The organism is Streptomyces sp. NRRL S-350 (assembly GCF_000719705.1).
Classification (GTDB): Bacteria; Actinomycetota; Actinomycetes; order Streptomycetales; family Streptomycetaceae; genus Kitasatospora.
Genome location: NZ_JOHO01000004.1, coordinates 79,239 through 96,060, shown reverse-complemented (window position 1 = coordinate 96,060; position 16,822 = coordinate 79,239). Strand labels below are relative to the sequence as shown.

Genomic DNA, 16,822 nt, shown 5'->3' with positions numbered 1-16,822 from the left:
CTGGCAACACCCTCCGGCGAGAGCGGTCCGCACAGGCCCCGGCGAGCCCCCACCTCCGGGGGCGTCGTTGACCTCACGCTAACAAACCGCGTGGTTGGTTTGTCAATAGTGAAATCCACGAAACATCCACAATGTGGTGAGGGCCGCTGCCTCGCGGACAGGCGCTGGACCAGGCACTTGTGCGTCCTTGGGGGTGTCCGGCGGCCGGACGGTGCGCTCCGGGAGGGGTGCGGGCTGCGCCCACACCGCCCGGAATCCGACATTCCCCACATCATGGCAGCACGCAGGGACACCGTGCGAGCGCCCAGCGCAGTTGAAGTGGGCGGACGGACGGACGGACGGCCAGGCGGCCAGGCGGCCAGTCGGCCAGGCGGGCAGGCGGGCAGGCGGGCAGGCGGGCAGGCGGGTGGTCGGGGGGGCCGTCCGGCAGGCCGGGGCCGACCGGAGTCAGCGCACCAGTCGGCGTTCCTTCGCCACCGCGACCGCGCCGGACCGGGTGTCCACGCCCAACTTGTCGTAGATCCGCCCGAGATGGGTCTTCACCGTCGCCTCGCTGATGAACAGCGCCCGAGCGATCTCGCGGTTGCCCAGCCCCTGTGCCAGTTGTTCGAGGATGTCCTGCTCGCGCTCGGTGAGCTGCGGCGCGGGCGCCCGCATCTGCGCCATCACCCTTGAGGCGACCGGCGGCGAGAGCACCGTCCGGCCCTGCGCGGCCGCGTGGACGGCGGAGAACAGCTCCTCCGGCCGCTCGGCCTTCAGCAGGTAGCCGGTGGCGCCCGCGGCGATCGCCCGGGTGATGTCGGCGTCGGTGTCGTACGTGGTGAGCACCAGGACGTGCGGTCCGCCGGGGGCGGCGGTGATCCGCCGGGTGGCCTCCACGCCGTCGATGCCCTCGCCGAGTTGGAGGTCCATCAGGACGACCTGCGGCGCCAGCCGGGCGGCCAGGGCGACGGCCTCGTCGCCGGTGCTGGCCTCGCCGACCACCTCGATGTCGCCCGCGCTGGCGAGCAGTGCCAGCAGGCCGGCCCGCACCACCGCGTGGTCGTCGCAGACCAGCAGCCGCACGGGAGCCGTCCGGGCGGAAGTCGTCCGGGCGGGCGTCGTGTTCATCGGTGCTCCAGGGGGATCGCGGCGGAGACGACGGTGCCCTCGCCGGGGGTGCTCTCCACGGTCAGCGTGCCACCCAACTGCCGCAGCCGGGCGCGCATCGCGGGCAGTCCGTACCCGCGGTCGCCCCTGACCCCGCCGCCACCGCCGTTTCCGGGGCCCGCGGCGCCCCCGCCGTCACCGCCACGGCCGTTCCCGGTGCCCGTGGCGCCCGGGTCGAAGCCCTGCCCGTCATCGGCGACGTCCAGGACGGCCTGGTCGCCGAGGTAGGACAGCGTGATCGCCGCGGTCGTCGCTCCGGCGTGCTCGCGGACGTTGGCCAGCGCGCCCTGCGCGATCCGCAGCAGCGCGGACTGTGCGGCGGCGGGCAGCGGTACGGGCGTGCCGTCGAGGTGGAAGCGGACCGGCAGCCCGCTCTCGGCGGACTCCCGACCGGCCAGCGCCCGCAGCGCCTGGTCGAGCGCCCGGCCGTCGGCGAGTTCGGCGGGCGCGAGGTCGTGGACGAAGCGGCGGGCCTCGGCCAGGTTCCGGGCGGCCACCCCGGCGGCGGTCCGGACGTGGGTGCGGGCGGTCGCCGGATCGGTGTCCCAGGTGCGTTCGGCGGCCTGCAGCAGCATCTGCTGGCTGGACAGGCCCTGCGCCAGGGTGTCGTGGATCTCCATCGCCAGCCGTTCGCGCTCGGCCAGGGTGCCTTCCCGCCGTTCGGTGGCGGCGAGTTCCCGGCGGGTGCGGACCAGGTCGGTGATCAGCTCGCGCTGCCGGGCGGCCTGCCGGGTCATGAAGAGGAAGACCCCGGTGGCGAGCGCGGCCACCGCGGGCGGCAGCAGCACGAGCGTGGCGTCCGCCCCGCCGGGCAGCCGGATCTCCGCGATCACCACGAGCAGGGTCAGGGCGGCCACCAGCGGGATCGCCGCCCTCGCGGGCAGCGCCCGCAGCACCGTGTAGATCAGCGGGACGGCGCACCAGGCGAAGCTCGGCGCGAGCAGCACCAGGACCACCCAGAGCGTGACCACCAGCGCGGACGGCCACCGGCGCCGCCGGTCCGATGCGGGCGGGCGACGGTGGTCGAGCCAGGAGGCGGCCGGCTGGGTGACGGCGAGGGCGGCGCTCAGGCCGACCACCCAGGGGGCCTGCGAACTGCCGGAGTGGTGGGTGAGGTAGCGGTTGAGCGCGGCGGCGAGCAGCACCACGAAGGCGGAGTCCAGCAGGAGCGCGAGCCGGCCCGCGTCCGGGTTCCCGGCGTCCCGGCCGGCGGTGCCGGGACGGCCTGCGGCGGGGCTGGACTGCTGCACGGGTGGCTCCTGGTCGAACGGCGGTGCGTGGCGGCCGGTCAGCGATGCAGCCCGATGCACGTCGACCAGCGTCGATGCGGGCCGATGTGCGCTGGTCAGCGCCGATGCAGGCCCATGCGGGCCGATCAGCGCGGATGCGCGGTGATCCGTGCTGGCCTGCACCGATCCCTCGATGGTGACCCGTCCGTCCCGGTGCCGCATCAGCCGATCGGTTGACGCCGCCGTCCTCCATCATGCCCGGACGCTCGCCCCGGACCGTCGATGTGGCGGCCCCGTCCCCGGCCGGAGGATCGAAGCACGCCGCCGGGCGTCCCCGACCCGGCGGACCCCGATCCCTCCGCACCACCCCGCAGACCCGCTGAGGAGCTGGACCATGAAGAAGACCTCCGTGCGCACCCGGGTGCTGACCGGCACCGTCGCCGTCGCCGCGCTCGCCGCCGCCACCGTGGGCGCCGTCTCGGCGAGCGCCGAGACCTCCGAGACCCCGGCCACCGCGGCCGCAGCCCCGGCCGCGGCCCCGGCCACCCCGGCCGCGGTGAAGGCCGACACCCAGAACAAGAACCTCGCCCAGAGCAGCGGCCTGACCATCGACGCCGCCACCCGCGCCGCCCAGGCCGCCCTGGACGCGGCGGACAAGGCCGGCCAGCACGTCTCGGTCGCGGTCGTCGACCGCGACGGCGTCACCCGGGTGCTGCTGAAGGGCGACGGCTCCGGCCCGCAGGCCCCGGAGTCGGCCGAGCGCAAGGCGTTCACCGCGGTCTCCTGGAACGCGCCGACCTCGGAGCTGGCCAAGCGGCTGGCCCAGGCCCCGAACCTGAAGGACATCCCGGGCACGCTGTTCCTGGCCGGGGGCGCCCCGGTGCAGTCCAAGGGCGCTCCGGTCGCGGCCGTCGGCGTCGCGGGCGCGCCGAGCGGCGACCTGGACGAGCAGTTCGCGCAGGCGGGTGTCGCCGCGCTGTCCAAGTGACGGCCGCCCCTGCCCGGTCGCCCGGACGGGCCGGCCCACCCCGCCGATGGGGCACCGCGGTGGGAGGGCCGACCGGCCGGGTCATTGACTCGTTCGGGTGAACGCCGGGAGGGCTGTCGCAGAACACGGGATGACCCTTCGAAAAGCCGGTGCCGCTGTCAGTGCCGCGTGGCAGGCTTCCCGATATGACGGCGTGGACCCTCAACGACATCGAACGTGCGATCCGCTCCTCCTGGGGTGTCGACACCTGTGCGCCCGAGGATCTGGCCCACTGGCGTCCCGACAATCCCGCCCGCGGCCAGTGCGGAGTGACCGCGATGGTGGTGCACGACCTGCTCGGCGGCGACCTGATGATGGGCGAGGTGCACGTCGACGGGGTCCGGACGGACCTCCACTGGTGGAACCGCTTCGCCACCGGCTTCGAGATCGATCTCACCCGTGAGCAGTTCGGGCCCGACGAGCTGATCGGCCCCGCCCGCCCGGTCGCCCGCCCGGCCCGCCCCGGCCGGCTGCAGGCGCAGTACGAGCTGTTGCGCAGCCGCGTGGTCGCCGAGCTGGAGCGCGGGGCCGCCGCGCACCGCACCCGGATGCCGGCGCGCGCCTGCGCCTGAGCCGACCAGCGCGCCGGGCCGACCAGCGCCGGGCCGACCAGCGCGAACGGTAGCCGGGCAGGGGGAGCCCCAGGAGGCGTCGCCCGGCCCGGCTCCTGTCGTACAGTCGCCCGCAGGTGGGCGGCAACGACGACGGGAGTGTGCGGATGACCGGGACGACGGTCGGCTTCGTGGGGCTGGGTGCGATGGGCCGGGGCATGGCGGGGAGCCTGCTGCGGGCCGGTCACGCCGTACGGGTCTGGAACCGGTCGTCCGGGCCGGTGGCGGCCATGGCGGACGAGGGCGCGGAGGCGGCCGATTCGCTCGCCGAGGTGTTCGCCGCCGACACGGTGGTCTCCATGCTCGCCAACGACGAGGCGGTCGAACGGCTGCTGCTCGACCCCGCCCTGCTGGCCGGCGCCAAGGCGACGCTGCACGTCAACATGGCCACCGTCTCGCTCGGCCTCGCCGAGCGGGCCGAGGCGCTGCACGCCGAGTACGGCATCGGCTACGTCGCCGCGCCCGTCCTCGGCCGGCCGCCGGTCGCGGCGGAGGGCCGGCTGAACATCCTGGCCGCCGGCCCGGCGGACCTGCTGGTGAGGGCCGAGCCGCTGTTCACCGCGATGGGCGAGCGCACCTGGCACTTCGGCGAGAGCCCCCGGCAGGCCAACACCGCGAAGATCAGCGCCAACTTCCTGTTGGCGTGCGCGATCGAGTCGATGGCCGAGGCGTGCAGCCTGGCCGATGCCAACGGGGTCCGGCCGAGCGATCTGATCGAGATGCTCACCGGCACGCTCTTCCCCGGGCCGGTCTATTCGGGTTACGGCGCGATGGTGGCCGAGCGCCGCTACGAGCCGGCCGGGTTCCGGCTGCCGCTCGGGCTCAAGGACGTCGGCCTCGCGTTGGAGGCGGGGGCCGCGCGCCACGTCCCGCTGCCGTTCGGCAGCGTCCTGCGGGACGCCTTCCTGGACGCGCTGGCCCACGGCGACGAGGACAAGGACTGGGCGGCGGTCGCTGCCGTCGCCCGTCGTCGGGCCGGGCTGCCGGAGTGAGCCCGGGCGGGGGCGCGGGCGTGGAATAACCGGCGCGCGGCGGCTGCTCGCACGTCCGACCGTGCAGCATCCGACCGGGGGAGTTCCGATGTCCGATCAGCCGTCCGACCAGCCGTCTGCTGAGCCGTCCGCCGAGCCCTCCGTCCGACCCTCCGCCCGGCCCTCCCAGGAGCCGTCCGGTGCCGGGGCGCCACGTCGGTTCCTGTTCCTCGACTCCAGCGCGCGTGTCGACGGCAACTCCGTGCAGCTCGCCCGGCTGGCCGCCGAGTCGAGCCTGCCGGCCGGGGCGGAGCAGCGCTGGCTGCGGCTGGACGATCACCCGCTGCCGCCCTTCCAGGACCTGCGGCACACCGGTGACGGCCGCTCCCCCGAGCCGGTCGGCCACGAACGGACCCTGCTGGACGCCACCCTGGCCGCCACGGACCTGGTGTTCGTCGCGCCGCTCTACTGGTACTCGCTGCCGACCAGCGCCAAGCTCTACCTCGACTACTGGTCCGGGTGGTTCCGGGCGCCCGGGGTGGACTTCCTCGCCGGGATGCGCGGCGGCACGCTCTGGGGTGTCACCGCCCTGGCCGACGGCGAGGACAAGGCCGAGCCGCTGATCGGCACGCTCCGGCTGACCGCCGAGTACATGGGGATGCGCTGGGGCGGTGCGCTGCTGGGCAACGGCACCCGCCCGGGGGACGTCCTGCGCGACGAGCGGGCGCTGATCGCGGCCAAGTCCTTCTTCGCCGACTGAGTCCCGCGCGGGGCGGTCGCCGGGGTCCGCCGCCGGGGGTCGTGTACCCGTCACCTGCTGCGACACGGCCACCGGCGGGCGTGTACCCGTCACCTGCTGCGACGCGGCCGTCGGCGGGCGTGTACCCGTCACCTGCGGGTCATCTTTTGGCAAAGCACAAAAGCCTTGCAACTGCACAGAGTTGGACTATTCGGACGGTCCGGTTCCGAGGCCCCGTCCCAGTGCGGCACCCGCCTTCCGGACCGGCTCGATCGTTCGGTACTCTCCGTCGGACTTTCAGCTTCGCGGGGGGTTCGCGGCGTCTGCGGCCGCCCTCTCGCGCCCGGGCCTCGCCCGGAAACTTCCGTGAGGTCTCCTTGTCCATACGTCGCAGTCTTGCCCTTGCCGGCGCCGCCGCGCTCGCGTCCTCGCTCGTGCTGGCCGGCGCCCAGGGCGCCATGGCCGTCGGCACCACCGGCTCCCCGTCCGCCGTCGCGCCGTCGGCCGACAAGGCGTCGCACGCGAGCCTCGACCTCTCGCTGAACGGCGTGCCCGGCACGTTCATCGCCGGCGGCGACGCCCGCGAGTTCACCTTCAGGATCGACAACAGCACCAAGCACGACTTCGTCTTCATCCCGCTGCTCAAGTTCAGGAACAAGGCGGGCTCGCTGCAGGCGAAGGACCTCAAGGTCCAGTTCCAGCTGCCCGGCGGCCAGTGGCAGACCGCAGTGGTCGCGCCCGACCAGAGCGGTGAGAAGAACAGCTCGGTCCTGCTGATGCTCGGCACCCTCGACGCGGCCGGCAACCCGGTCGACGATGACCTGCACGTGGTGAACCGCGGCACCAACTACGCGATCAAGGTCCGGGCCTCCTTCGCCGACGACTCCCCGCTCGGCCGGGCCGGCGTCATCCCGGTGGTCTTCTCCGCCCAGCTCGACGACACCAGCCACCAGCCGGTCGACAACGGCCGCCTCAGCTGCGACGGCGGCGTGGGATTCGTCATCAAGGCCCACGGCGGGAAGCCGAGCCCGACCCCCACCCCGACCCACACGGGCAAGCCGAGCCCCAGCCCCACCTCGAGCCACTCGGGCACGCCGAGCCCGAGCGGGAGCGGTTCGCCGTCGGGGAGCGCCTCCCCGACCGTCCCCGCGACCGCCTCCCCGACCGTCCCCGCGTCTCCCACCGGCCCGACGACCGAGAAGCCCACCACCCCGCCCACCAACGAGCCGTCGCCCGGCTCGTCCTCCGCCACCCCGGCCCCGGGCGAGAGCAGCGGCGACACCCCGGGCCCGATCGACTTCCCGGTGGAGACCCCGGTCATCACCCCGCCGCCGCTCACCCCGGCGGGCGTCAGCAAGGCCAAGGCCGCCGCGGACAACGGCGACAAGACCCTGGCCCAGACCGGTGGCGGCGACGACACCACCGCGATCGCGGCCGCCGGTGCCGCCGTCCTGGTGGCCGGTGTCGGCACCCTGGTGGTGCTGCGCCGCCGCAAGACCGGCTCGCAGGGCTGACGCACGGTGGCGCTCCGGCGCCGGACCACCGCTGAAGCACCACCGACGCACCACCGGATCTGCACCCGAGCGGCATCGGAGCAGCACGGTCCGGGGGCGCGTCGCCCGAGTGCCCCGCGCCGCCCGCGCCCGTCCACCGGACGGGACCGCGGGCGGCACGGACGGTACTCCCGCGTCACATAGGATGTCCGGCCGGAGGGGGGCGGAACCGGCGGGGAGAGGACAGGTGCGGGAAGCACGCACGGCACGGACCGGCACCGACTACGAGGCGGCGACCGGGCGCATCGCGGGGCTGCCGCTCCGCCGACACCACGTCCTGCTGGCCGCTTGGACGGTGCTCTGGTTCTTCCTGGTCGAACCGAGCGGCGGCTTCTCCTGGCACTACCTGCGCCAGGGCGAGCAGCTGCTCTTCAGCGGCCAGTCGGACGGTGGCCTGTCCCTCTACGCCCACCACCCGGAGCTGCAGATCGGCCCGGTCAGCCTGGCCGCGGCCGGGCTCACCGCCCCGTTCTCGGCACACACCGGCGAGCTGATCGCCGAGGCGGCGAGCGCCGCGCTCGGCCTGGTGATGCTGGTCGTGGTCGGGCGCACCGCCGCCCTCTACTACCTGGGCACCGGCACCAACCACCGCCGACTGCAGCAGCGCCTGCTGATCGCCGGGCTGGCGTTCATCCCGATGTGGGTCGAGGTGTCGGTCCGCTTCGCGCACCTGGACGACGTCCTCGCGCTGTTCTTCACCACCCTCGCCGCGCACGCCCTGGCCCGTGGCAAGCCGACCCAGGTCGCCCTCTTCCTGGCACTCGCGGTGGATTCCAAACCCTGGGCGATCGCCTTCGCGCCGCTGATCCTGGCGCTGCCCCGGCGCACCTGGCTGCGCACCGCGCTCTGGTTCGCCGCCCTGGTGGCGGTCGCCTGGCTGCCGTTCTACCTGGGCAACCTGGACACCATGGCGGCCGCCAAGTTCACCATCCCCAACCAGCCGGCCTCCGCGTTGCGCTGGTTCGGGGTGACCGACCCCGCCACGCCGTGGTGGGACCGCCCGACCCAGTTCGCGCTGGGCCTCGGCCTGGGCAGCATCGCAGTGTGGCGCGGCCGCTGGCCTGCGGTGGTGCTGCTCGGCGCGGACGCCCGGATCCTGCTCGACCCGAGCGTCTACACCTACTACACGGCGTCGATCCTGCTCGGCACGCTGCTCTGGGACGCGGTCGGGCAGAAGCGGCTCGTCCCGTGGTGGAGCTGGATCGCGCTGGTCGCGCTGTACGGCGGCACGCTGGTCATCCCGTCGGACTCGGCCCGCGGCTTCGTCCGGCTGGCCTTCGTGGTGGTCTCCGCCGCGTACGTGCTGCTCTGGCCGACCCAGCAGCCCCGCCGCCCGCGGCCCAGGGCGCACGGCGACGGCGGACGCCGGGCGGCCCGGCGGCGTGAGCGGGTGCTGGTCGGCGCCGGGTCGTGAACGGCCGCGCGCCGACCGGCGGGACCGCGGGGCGGGACCGCGCGTGGGGCCCGCGCCTCAAGCCCGCGCCTCAAGCCCGCGTCCCAAGCCCGCGTCCCAAGCCCGCGTCCCAAGCCCGCGCCTCGGGCTCTCGCCTCGGGCTCTCGCCTCGGACTTGACCCTCACGCGACGTGAGAGCCGAGGCTGGTGGGCAGCACCAGGGAGGAACCCCGATGACCAGTGAGGGCTATTCGGTCGGTGCCGTGGCGAAGATCGCCAAGGTGACCGTCCGCACTCTGCACCACTACGACGAGATCGGCCTGCTGTCCCCCGTCGGCCGTACCCGGTCCGGTTACCGCCGATACGGGGACGCCGACCTCGACCGGCTGCAGCAGATCCTCTTCTACCGCGAACTCGGGTTCCCCCTGGAGGAGATCGCGGCGATCCTGGACGACGACTCGGTCAGTCCGAGTGAACACCTCCGGCGGCAGCACCAGTTGCTGACCGACCGGATCAGTCACCTCCAGGAGCTGGCCGCAGCCGTCGAACACGCCATGGAGGCACGGAGAATGGGCATTCAGCTGACCCCGGAGGAGAAGTTCGAGATCTTCGGCGAGGGCTACCAGGAGGAGTGGGAGCAGGAGGCCGAGCAGCGCTGGGGCGACACCGCGGCCTGGGCGGAGTCCCAGCGCCGCACCGGCAGTTACACCAAGGCCGACTGGCAGCGGATCCAGGCCGAGATGACCGAGCTGAACGCCCGCCTGGCCGCGGCGATCGCCGCCGGCGAGCCCGCAGACGGCACGGTGGCCACGGACCTCGCCGAGGCGCACCGGCAGCACATCTGCCAGAACTTCTACGACTGCACGTACCCCATCCATCGTGGCCTGGCCGGGCTCTACGTGTCCGACCCGCGCTGGACGAGCACGTACGAGGACGTCGCCCCGGGCCTGGCGCAGTGGCTGCACGACGCCATCGTCGCCAACGCGGACCGGCGCGAGCAGGGCCGGTAGGGCCGGTAGGGCCGGTGGGTCACGCCACCCCGCGCCCGAAGGAGCGCCGGTAGGCGGTCGGGGAGGTGCGCATCACCCGGCCGAAGTGGTGGCGGAACGTCGCGGAGCTCTCGAAGCCGACCGCCGCGGCGATCTCCTCCACCGTCCCGTCCGGTGACTCCAGCAGCGGCAGGCTGGCCGCGATGCGCTGGGTGACGATCCAGCGCATCGGGCTGGTCCCGTTGCGGGCGGTGAAGTGCCGCAGGTACGAGCGGTCGGACATCCGGGCGGCGCGGGCCAGCACCGAGATGGTCAGCGGGGAGGACAGGTGGTCCAGCGCCCACTGCATGCTGCGGGCGATCCCGTCGTCCTCCCCCTCGACCGGGCGGACCGCCGCCTCGATGTACTGGGCCTGCCCGCCGTCCCGGTGGGGCGACACGACGAAGCGGCGGGCCACGCTGTTGGCCACCCTGGCGCCGTGGTCCCGGCGGACCAGGTGCAGGCACAGGTCGATCCCGGCGGCGCTGCCCGCGCTCGTGAGCACGTCCCCGTTGTCCACGTACAGCACGTCCGGGTCGACCCGCACCGTCGGGTGGCGCTGCTGGAGCAGTTCGGCGTACCGCCAGTGGGTGGTCGCCTGCCGGCCGTCCAGCAGTCCGGCGGCGGCGAGCGCGAACGCGCCGGAGCAGATCGACACGATCCGCGCGCCGCGCTCGTGCGCCGTGCGCAGGGCCGCGACCAGGGCGGGGGAGACTTCGCCGCCGAACGGGTTCGGCACGCCGGGCACCACCACGGTGTCGGCCGCCGCCAGTTCGTCCAGCCCGTGCCGGGCGGTCAGGGCGAAGCCGCCGACGGTGTCCAGGGCCGTCCCCGGCCGGTCGGCGCACACCTTCAGCCCGTACCAGGGCGCCGCCAGCAGCCCGCTGAGCTCGGGTCGGGCCAGCCCGAACACCTCGACCACCACGCCGAGTTCGAACGGCGCCATGCCGTCGAAGGCGTACACCGCGACGTCGTGCACGGGCTCCGGGCGCCGGCCGACGGCGATGTCCACCGGCTGCGGCCGGGGGGCGGCCGCCTGCCCGGTGCCGACCGGGCCCTCGACGTTCTGCTCGGTCATGCGAACCCCCTGCTCACGGGTGGCGGAATGCCGGTGAGTGTAGCCGTCCCGGCCACGTCGGAATTCTCTTCGAACCGGTCGGTGCCCCTCACTTCCGGTCCGTGGCGAGGTGCCCGGTCCCGTTCAGGGCGAGCGGCGCCCCGGCCCGGGTCGAAGCCGAAGGGCCCGGCTCCCCCTGCTGGGGAGGCCGGGCCCTTCGACGTGGTGCGTGGCTCAGGCCAGCGAGGCCATCCAGGCCTCGACGTCCTCGGCGCGGCGGGGGAGGCCGGCCGAGAGGTTCTCGTTGCCGTCGGCGGTGACGAGGATGTCGTCCTCGATCCGGACGCCGATGCCGCGGTACTCCTCCGGCACGGTGAGGTCGTCCTGCTGGAAGTACAGGCCGGGCTCGACGGTGAGGACCATGCCGGGCACCAGCAGCGCGTCGACGTGCTCCTCGCGGCGGGAGTGCGCGCAGTCGTGGACGTCCAGGCCGAGCATGTGGCCGGTGCCGTGCAGGGTCCAGCGGCGCTGCAGGCCGAGTTCCAGGACCTTCTCGACGTCGTACACCGAGGCGTCCAGCAGGCCCCAGGCGAGCAGCCGCTCGGCGAGGACCCGCTGCGAGGCCTCGTGGAAGTCGCGGAAGCGGGCGCCGGGCTTCACCGCGGCGATGCCGGCCTCCTGGGCGTCGTACACGGCGTCGTAGATCTTGCGCTGCAGTTCGGTGAAGCGGCCGTTGATCGGCAGGCTGCGGGTGACGTCGGCGGTGTAGAGGGTGTGGGTCTCGACGCCCGCGTCCAGCAGCAGCAGGTCGCCGGGGCGGACGTCGCCGTCGTTGCGGACCCAGTGCAGGGTGGTGGCGTGCGGGCCGGCGGCGGCGATGGTGCCGTAGCCGACGTCGTTGCCCTCGACCCGGGCGCGGCGCCAGAAGGTGCCCTCGATCCAGCGCTCCGAGGTGGCGACGGCCTGGCCGAGCTCGCGGACCACGTCGGTGAAGCCCTTGACGGTGGCGTCGCAGGCGGCGCGCAGCTCGCCGATCTCCCACTCGTCCTTGACCAGCCGCAGGCCGCTCAGGAACTCCTTGAACTCGGCGTCCTTGTCGGCGTCCAGGACGTCGGCGAGCGCGGCCTCGAGTCCGGCGTCGTAGCCGCGGACGATCCGGGTCGGCACGGCGGACTCGCCGGCCCGCGCGGCCAGTTCCTCGGCGGCCTTGCGGACGTCGCGGGCGGGCAGGCCGAGCAGTTGCTCCTGCTCGCTCAGGCTGTGCCGGCGGCCGACCCACAGCTCGCCGTAGCCGTCCAGCCAGAACTCGCCGTTCTCGCGGTCGGAGCGGGGCAGCAGGTAGAGGACGAACTCGTGGCCGGCCTCGCCGGTCGGCTCGCCGACCAGGATCCCGTCCTCGGTCCGGTCACCGGTGAGGTGCACGTACTCGCTGGAGGCGCGGAAGGCGTAGTCGGTGTCGTTGGAGCGCACCCGCAGGTTGCCGGCCGGAACCACCAGGCGCTCGCCGGGGTAGGCGGCGGACAGCGCGGCGCGGCGCGCGGCCGCGTACGGGGCCTGGGCGAGGGGGGTGAGGCCGTGCAGCTCGGTGTCGGCCCAGCCGGACTTCATCGAGGCGGCCAGTTCGTCGGAGATCTCGCCGTAGAGGCCGTTCTTGCGGCCCTTGAACTGCTGCGGCTCCTCGCCGCCCTCGGCCTCGGGGTTCTCGGCCACCGCAGGGGTCCGGTCCTCGGTCACGTGCAACGCCTCCTTGGGGGTGGTACCGCCGCCCCTCGGGGGAGTGTCGGATCGCGACACGCGCGGGCGGCCGTGCTTCCCATGGTACGGACGCACGGCCGCGCACCCTCCGCCAGCCTTCGGCCGGGGGCCTCCACGGCCCCCGGCGCGGGCGCTCACTCGAAGCGGGCTGCCAGCAGCATCAGGTCGTCGGTGTCCGTCGAGGAGGTCTCGGGGGTGGGGCAGACGGCCAGCAGGTGGGCGCAGAGCCGGTCCGGGTCGATCCGCACGTCGCGCGGGGCGTCGGCGGCGGCCCGGCGCAGGTTGGCCTGCCCGGCGTGCAGGGTCGGGCCGCAGCGGCGGGCCAGTCCCTCGGTGTAGAGCAGCAGGGTGTCGCCGCGTTCGGCGGTGAGCTCGACCCCGGGCGCCTCCCAGCAGGCCAGCATGCCGAGCGGGGCGGAGAGCGAGGTCTCCACGAACTCGGCGCCGTGCCGGCCGACCAGGACGGGCGGGCAGTGCCCGGCGCCGGCGAGGGTGATCCGGCGTTCTTCGGGCTCGATCCAGGCGTAGACGGCGGTGGCGCTGCGGGTCGGCTCGGTGGTCTTGAGCAGCAGCTCCAGGTCGCCCAGGACGGAGACCGGGTCCTCGCCCTCCAGTACCGCGTACGCCCGCAGCGCGGCCCGCACCCGGCCCATCGCGGCGGCCGCGCCGGGGGCGGAGCCGGGGCCCGCGCCGGGGCCGTCGCCGGAGACCGAGCCGACGGTGAGGCCGACGGTGCCGTCCGGCAGCGGGATGGCGTCGTACCAGTCGCTGCCGCAGGAGCGGTCCAGTCCGGCCGGCACGAGCCGGGCGGCCAGTCGCAGTCCTGCGGTCTGGGGGAGGCGGTCGGGCAGCAGGCCGCGGCGCAGGGCCTCGGTGGTGCGCAGGATCCGGTCCGCCTCCAGCTGCTTGGCGAGCAGCGGGGCGGCGATCTCGCAGTAGTGGTGGGCCAGTTCGCGCTGGCAGGCGGTCGGTTCGGCGGGCTCGTCGTAGAACCAGAGGACGGCGGCGAGCGGGCCGTCCTCGGTGGTGGCGAGCGGCAGGCCGTAGGCGCCGCCGAGGCCGAGGTGGACGGCGAGTTCGCGCAGCCGGGCGCCGACGCCCGGGTCGGTGGCGAGGTCGGGGGAGTGCAGTTGCTCGGGCCGGTCCCGTTCGCCCAGCAGTCGCCCGAGCAGGCTCTGCTCGGGCGGGACGGTCTCCAGGGCGCCGAGGCTGGAGCGGTCGAGGCCGAAGCCGATCGGCTGGCCGGGGCCGCCGCCGGGGAGCCTGGTGACCAGGACGCCGCGGCGGGCGCCGAGCAGGGCGGCGCCGGAGGCGAGGACGGTGTCCAGGGTGGCGGCCAGGCCGCGGGCCCGGGCGAGCCGTTCGGTGTGCTCGTGCAGGCTGGTGATATCGGACAGGCGTCCGGCCAAACGGTCCTGCACCGCGGTGGACGGTGCCGTGCGGTCGTCCGCCGGGCCGTCCGCCGTCCCGGTCGGTGCGTCGGCGGGGCCGGGCAGGCCCGGCGGGTCGAGGACGGTGAGCCCGCCCGAGCAGCCGGGGCGGCCGGGTTCGGCGGTCGTCGTCGACGGGTGGGCCGCCGACTGGTGGGACTCGGTCATGCCGCCACTCCTGACGCGGTGCTACGTGCCATGCGAAACCCCCAGGTACGGCGGATGTGGAGCGAGCACGGCCAAAGGGCGTGTTTCGCCTCGATTCGCTACTACTCGTCATTGATCGACAGCAATGCCACCACTTCTACACAGGCCATTCGGGGCATGTCCAGATCGAGGACGACGCGGTGGCCGGTTCCACGGCCACCGCGACCCGGTCGGGGGCGCGCACGGCTGGGGCGCGCGCCGGTCGGGCCGGGAGGCATGGAGCGAGCCGCGGGCGGGCAGAACCGTGGGGACGGACCGGGCGGCCGTCCGGATCGTATGCCCGCGCCGCCCGCGAGCCGGGTCGGCCGGGGCTCTCTCACTCGTACGGTGGAACCAAGCGCGCCCGGGCGGCGTCCATCCGGTCGCATACGGGATTCTCGTTCCAAGGGCTGTTCCAGTGCGCGGCCCTTCTCATGTCGTGCTCCACACCGTGCTCCACGTCGTAGCCGCGCCGTCCGCCTTGCCGTCCGCCTTGCCGCCCCGCCCCGCTCCGCCCGGGGGCGTGCCGCGGCCGGCCCGTGCGGGAGTCCCGGCGACGCCGACGGAGGTGGAGCGAACCGAGCGGTCAGGGAAAGGAACGAGCGCCATGCGTGAGAACCCGAAGGACCGGTCGGAGGAGCGTGCCGCCCGGCTGTCCGCGGCCCTGACGGCCGCCGTCGACCACCGCTGGCCCGTGGTGCCGGGAACCGTGCTGAACGGCGGCCGCTGCTCCTGCGGTGACCAGGACTGCAGCGTCCCGGGCGCCCATCCGTACGACCCCTCGCTGCTGGCCGCCACCACGGACGCCCGGATGGTGCGCTGGTGGTGGGAGCGGAAGAGCCCGGACGCGCCGGTGCTGGCCGCCACCGGCACCGCCCTCTCGGCGGTCAGCCTGCCCGCGGCGGCCGGGGCGCGGGCGCTGGCCTACCTGGGCGCGCTGCGGATGCCGCTCGGCCCGGTGCTGGCGATGCCGGGCCGCTACGCGCTGTTGGTGGCCCCGTACTCGCTGGAGGTGCTGGGCGAGATGCTCGCCCAACTCCCTTGGGTTCCCGGCTCGTTGCGCTACCACGGGCCGGGCGGCTTCCTGGCCCTGCCGCCCGGCGAGCCGGCCGGCCGGGTGCGCTGGGTGCTGGCTCCCCGGCCGGGCGAGGGCGGCGGGGTCTGGCTGCCGCAGGTCGGCCCGCTGCTGGGCGAGTTGGTGGAGGCGACGGTCCGGCTGGACAGCGGGCGCTCGGCGTACTGAACCGCGGTGGTCCGCGCGGTGATCGGCGCCGGATCCGTGGGGTGTCCGTGCGGGGCGTCCGGGCCGGGATCCGCGCGGTGATCGGCGCCGGATCCGGGTGTCGATCGGTGCCGGGATCCACGCGGTGATCCGCGGTGGTTCCGGGGGCCGTCCGGAAAAACAAAAGATCCGGCCGCTGGCGACGGGGGATGCACCAGCGGCCGGACTCTTTAGACAGTAACAAGGATCCGCGCTCGCGCCAATTTCCAAGACGCCCTGCACGCCCGGAAATTGCGCGTTCACGGCGACAATGTGACGCGTATCACTCGGATCCTGCGGGCTTTAGTTCAAGGTGACCTGACGGTTCACCAGGTTCGCGCGGGCGCGCCGCTCCTCGGCGGTCAGCGGGGTGGCGTCGGCGAGCACGGTGGCGAGCCGCTCGCCGAACTCGGCGGCCGGCTTCTCGCAGTCCGCGGCGGTCATCGACAGCGGCAGGTCCCACACCGGGACGGTCAGACCGTGCGCACGGAACGAGCCGACCAGGCGGGTGTCCGGGCCGAGCGAGGCCTCGTCGGCGGCGTTCAGCCGGGCCAGCGCGTCCAGCAGCTTCTCCTCCGGCACGGTCATCACCCAGCGCAGGTGGTTCTTGTCCGGGGTGCCGCACCAGTAGGCGGCGTCGAGGCCGGGCAGCTTCTCGGTCGGGATGGCCGAGGCGTTGGCACGCTCCAGGGAGGCGGCGACCTCGCCGGTGGCGGTCTCGGCGTCCTCCAGCCAGAACTCGAAGCCGGTGTGCACGGTGGGCGTGAACGCGGCCGTGGTGTCCAGCAGGTCCTGCAGGCGGCGGCCGCCCGGGACGGTCCGGCGGGCCGGCACCGGGTTGCCCGGCTCGGTGGCCAGGGCCAGCTCCAGGGCGTCCGCGAGGTCGCGGCTGAGGTCGCCGGAGGCGGACTGGGTCTGCAGGCCCAGCAGGATCGAGCCGTCCTGGCGGCGCAGGGCCGGCCAGGCCAGCGGCAGCACGGTGGCCAGGGTCACCGAGGGGACGTCGCCGACGGCGCCCTCGGCCACGCCGGCGGCCAGCGTCAGCGGCACCGTGGCGGCGGGCACCAGCTCGCGCAGCGCGACCCAGTCGGCCTCGCCCGGCAGGCCCTCGAACGGGCGGTGCACCAGCTCCTGCACCGCGTGCGACGCCTCCCGGCCGTGGCAGGCCTTGTACCGGCGGCCCGAGCCGCAGGGGCAGTCCTCGCGGGCCCCGACCACGGGGACCTCGCCCGTGACGGCGGGGGTGGACTGACGCTGCGGCGCCTTCTTGGCGGCCTTCTTGCCCATGGTGCGGCTCTCCCGGGAACGGTGGTCTTGTTCCCGGAAGCCTACTGACGTTCGCGCGGCACCCGTGCGTGCCCCGGCGCGCGCATCCACGCCGGGGCGGGCGGCTGCCGCGCCGCGCGCCACGGGAGTTCCCCGCGCTGGGGCTG

At 74.5% G+C, this 16,822-nt stretch carries 14 protein-coding genes; 8 read left to right on the top strand and 6 right to left on the bottom strand.

All coding sequences use genetic code 11. From position 1 onward, the window contains the following. Positions 1–447 precede the first annotated feature (447 nt). Complete coding sequence (locus tag IF30_RS0105810; RefSeq protein WP_030232876.1) at positions 448–1,110, bottom strand: response regulator; 663 nt, start codon at positions 1,108–1,110, stop codon at positions 448–450. Then, the gene (locus IF30_RS0105805) at positions 1,107–2,399 is read right to left on the bottom strand and encodes a sensor histidine kinase (protein WP_051709306.1); all 1,293 of its coding nucleotides are present in this window, start codon (positions 2,397–2,399) and stop codon (positions 1,107–1,109) included. The genes IF30_RS0105810 and IF30_RS0105805 overlap by 4 nt, the downstream gene beginning before the upstream one ends. Positions 2,400–2,772: 373 nt before the next feature. On the opposite strand from IF30_RS0105805, the gene IF30_RS0105800 reads away from it, so the two are divergent. The 7 genes from IF30_RS0105800 to IF30_RS0105770 all read left to right on the top strand — a co-directional run bounded on the left by IF30_RS0105800 (position 2,773) and on the right by IF30_RS0105770 (position 9,682). After that, the gene (locus IF30_RS0105800; RefSeq protein ID WP_030232870.1) at positions 2,773–3,366 is read left to right on the top strand and encodes a GlcG/HbpS family heme-binding protein; all 594 of its coding nucleotides are present in this window, start codon (positions 2,773–2,775) and stop codon (positions 3,364–3,366) included. Positions 3,367–3,551: 185 nt separating this feature from the next. Then, a complete protein-coding gene (locus IF30_RS0105795; RefSeq protein WP_051709305.1) occupies positions 3,552–3,977 on the top strand; it encodes a YunG family protein in 426 nt (141 codons plus the stop codon). Positions 3,978–4,123: 146 nt separating this feature from the next. Then, positions 4,124–5,008: an NAD(P)-dependent oxidoreductase gene (locus tag IF30_RS0105790; RefSeq protein WP_030232865.1), complete on the top strand. Its 885-nt coding sequence runs from the start codon at positions 4,124–4,126 to the stop codon at positions 5,006–5,008. An 88-nt stretch (positions 5,009–5,096) separates the two neighbouring features. Then, positions 5,097–5,747 (top strand): NAD(P)H-dependent oxidoreductase, encoded by a 651-nt coding sequence (locus IF30_RS0105785; RefSeq protein WP_078891157.1) that lies wholly within the window; start codon positions 5,097–5,099, stop codon positions 5,745–5,747. Between the two features lie 356 nt (positions 5,748–6,103). After that, on the top strand, positions 6,104–7,240 hold the full coding sequence (locus IF30_RS0105780; protein WP_158834772.1) for an LPXTG cell wall anchor domain-containing protein: 1,137 nt from the start codon (positions 6,104–6,106) through the stop codon (positions 7,238–7,240). A 226-nt stretch (positions 7,241–7,466) separates the two neighbouring features. Beyond that, the gene (locus IF30_RS0105775; RefSeq protein ID WP_420791122.1) at positions 7,467–8,693 is read left to right on the top strand and encodes a hypothetical protein; all 1,227 of its coding nucleotides are present in this window, start codon (positions 7,467–7,469) and stop codon (positions 8,691–8,693) included. A gap of 212 nt (positions 8,694–8,905) precedes the next feature. Continuing rightward, on the top strand, positions 8,906–9,682 hold the full coding sequence (locus IF30_RS0105770) for a MerR family transcriptional regulator (protein ID WP_030232854.1): 777 nt from the start codon (positions 8,906–8,908) through the stop codon (positions 9,680–9,682). A gap of 19 nt (positions 9,683–9,701) precedes the next feature. On the opposite strand, the gene IF30_RS0105765 is transcribed toward IF30_RS0105770, so the two are convergent. The 3 genes from IF30_RS0105765 to IF30_RS0105755 form a co-directional block, all read right to left on the bottom strand. After that, positions 9,702–10,679 (bottom strand): helix-turn-helix domain-containing protein, encoded by a 978-nt coding sequence (locus tag IF30_RS0105765; protein ID WP_037899136.1) that lies wholly within the window; start codon positions 10,677–10,679, stop codon positions 9,702–9,704. 312 nt (positions 10,680–10,991) lie between these two features. Further along, the gene (locus IF30_RS0105760; RefSeq protein WP_030232849.1) at positions 10,992–12,491 is read right to left on the bottom strand and encodes an aminopeptidase P family protein; all 1,500 of its coding nucleotides are present in this window, start codon (positions 12,489–12,491) and stop codon (positions 10,992–10,994) included. 155 nt (positions 12,492–12,646) lie between these two features. Then, the gene (locus IF30_RS0105755; protein WP_078891154.1) at positions 12,647–14,110 is read right to left on the bottom strand and encodes a PP2C family protein-serine/threonine phosphatase; all 1,464 of its coding nucleotides are present in this window, start codon (positions 14,108–14,110) and stop codon (positions 12,647–12,649) included. A gap of 625 nt (positions 14,111–14,735) precedes the next feature. Here IF30_RS0105755 and IF30_RS0105750 point away from each other — a divergent pair. After that, positions 14,736–15,371 (top strand): bifunctional DNA primase/polymerase, encoded by a 636-nt coding sequence (locus IF30_RS0105750; protein WP_030232844.1) that lies wholly within the window; start codon positions 14,736–14,738, stop codon positions 15,369–15,371. Between the two features lie 321 nt (positions 15,372–15,692). Here the strand turns inward: IF30_RS0105750 and IF30_RS0105745 are convergent, their stop codons facing one another. Then, complete coding sequence (locus IF30_RS0105745; protein WP_030232841.1) at positions 15,693–16,676, bottom strand: DUF5926 family protein; 984 nt, start codon at positions 16,674–16,676, stop codon at positions 15,693–15,695. Positions 16,677–16,822: the final 146 nt, after the last annotated feature.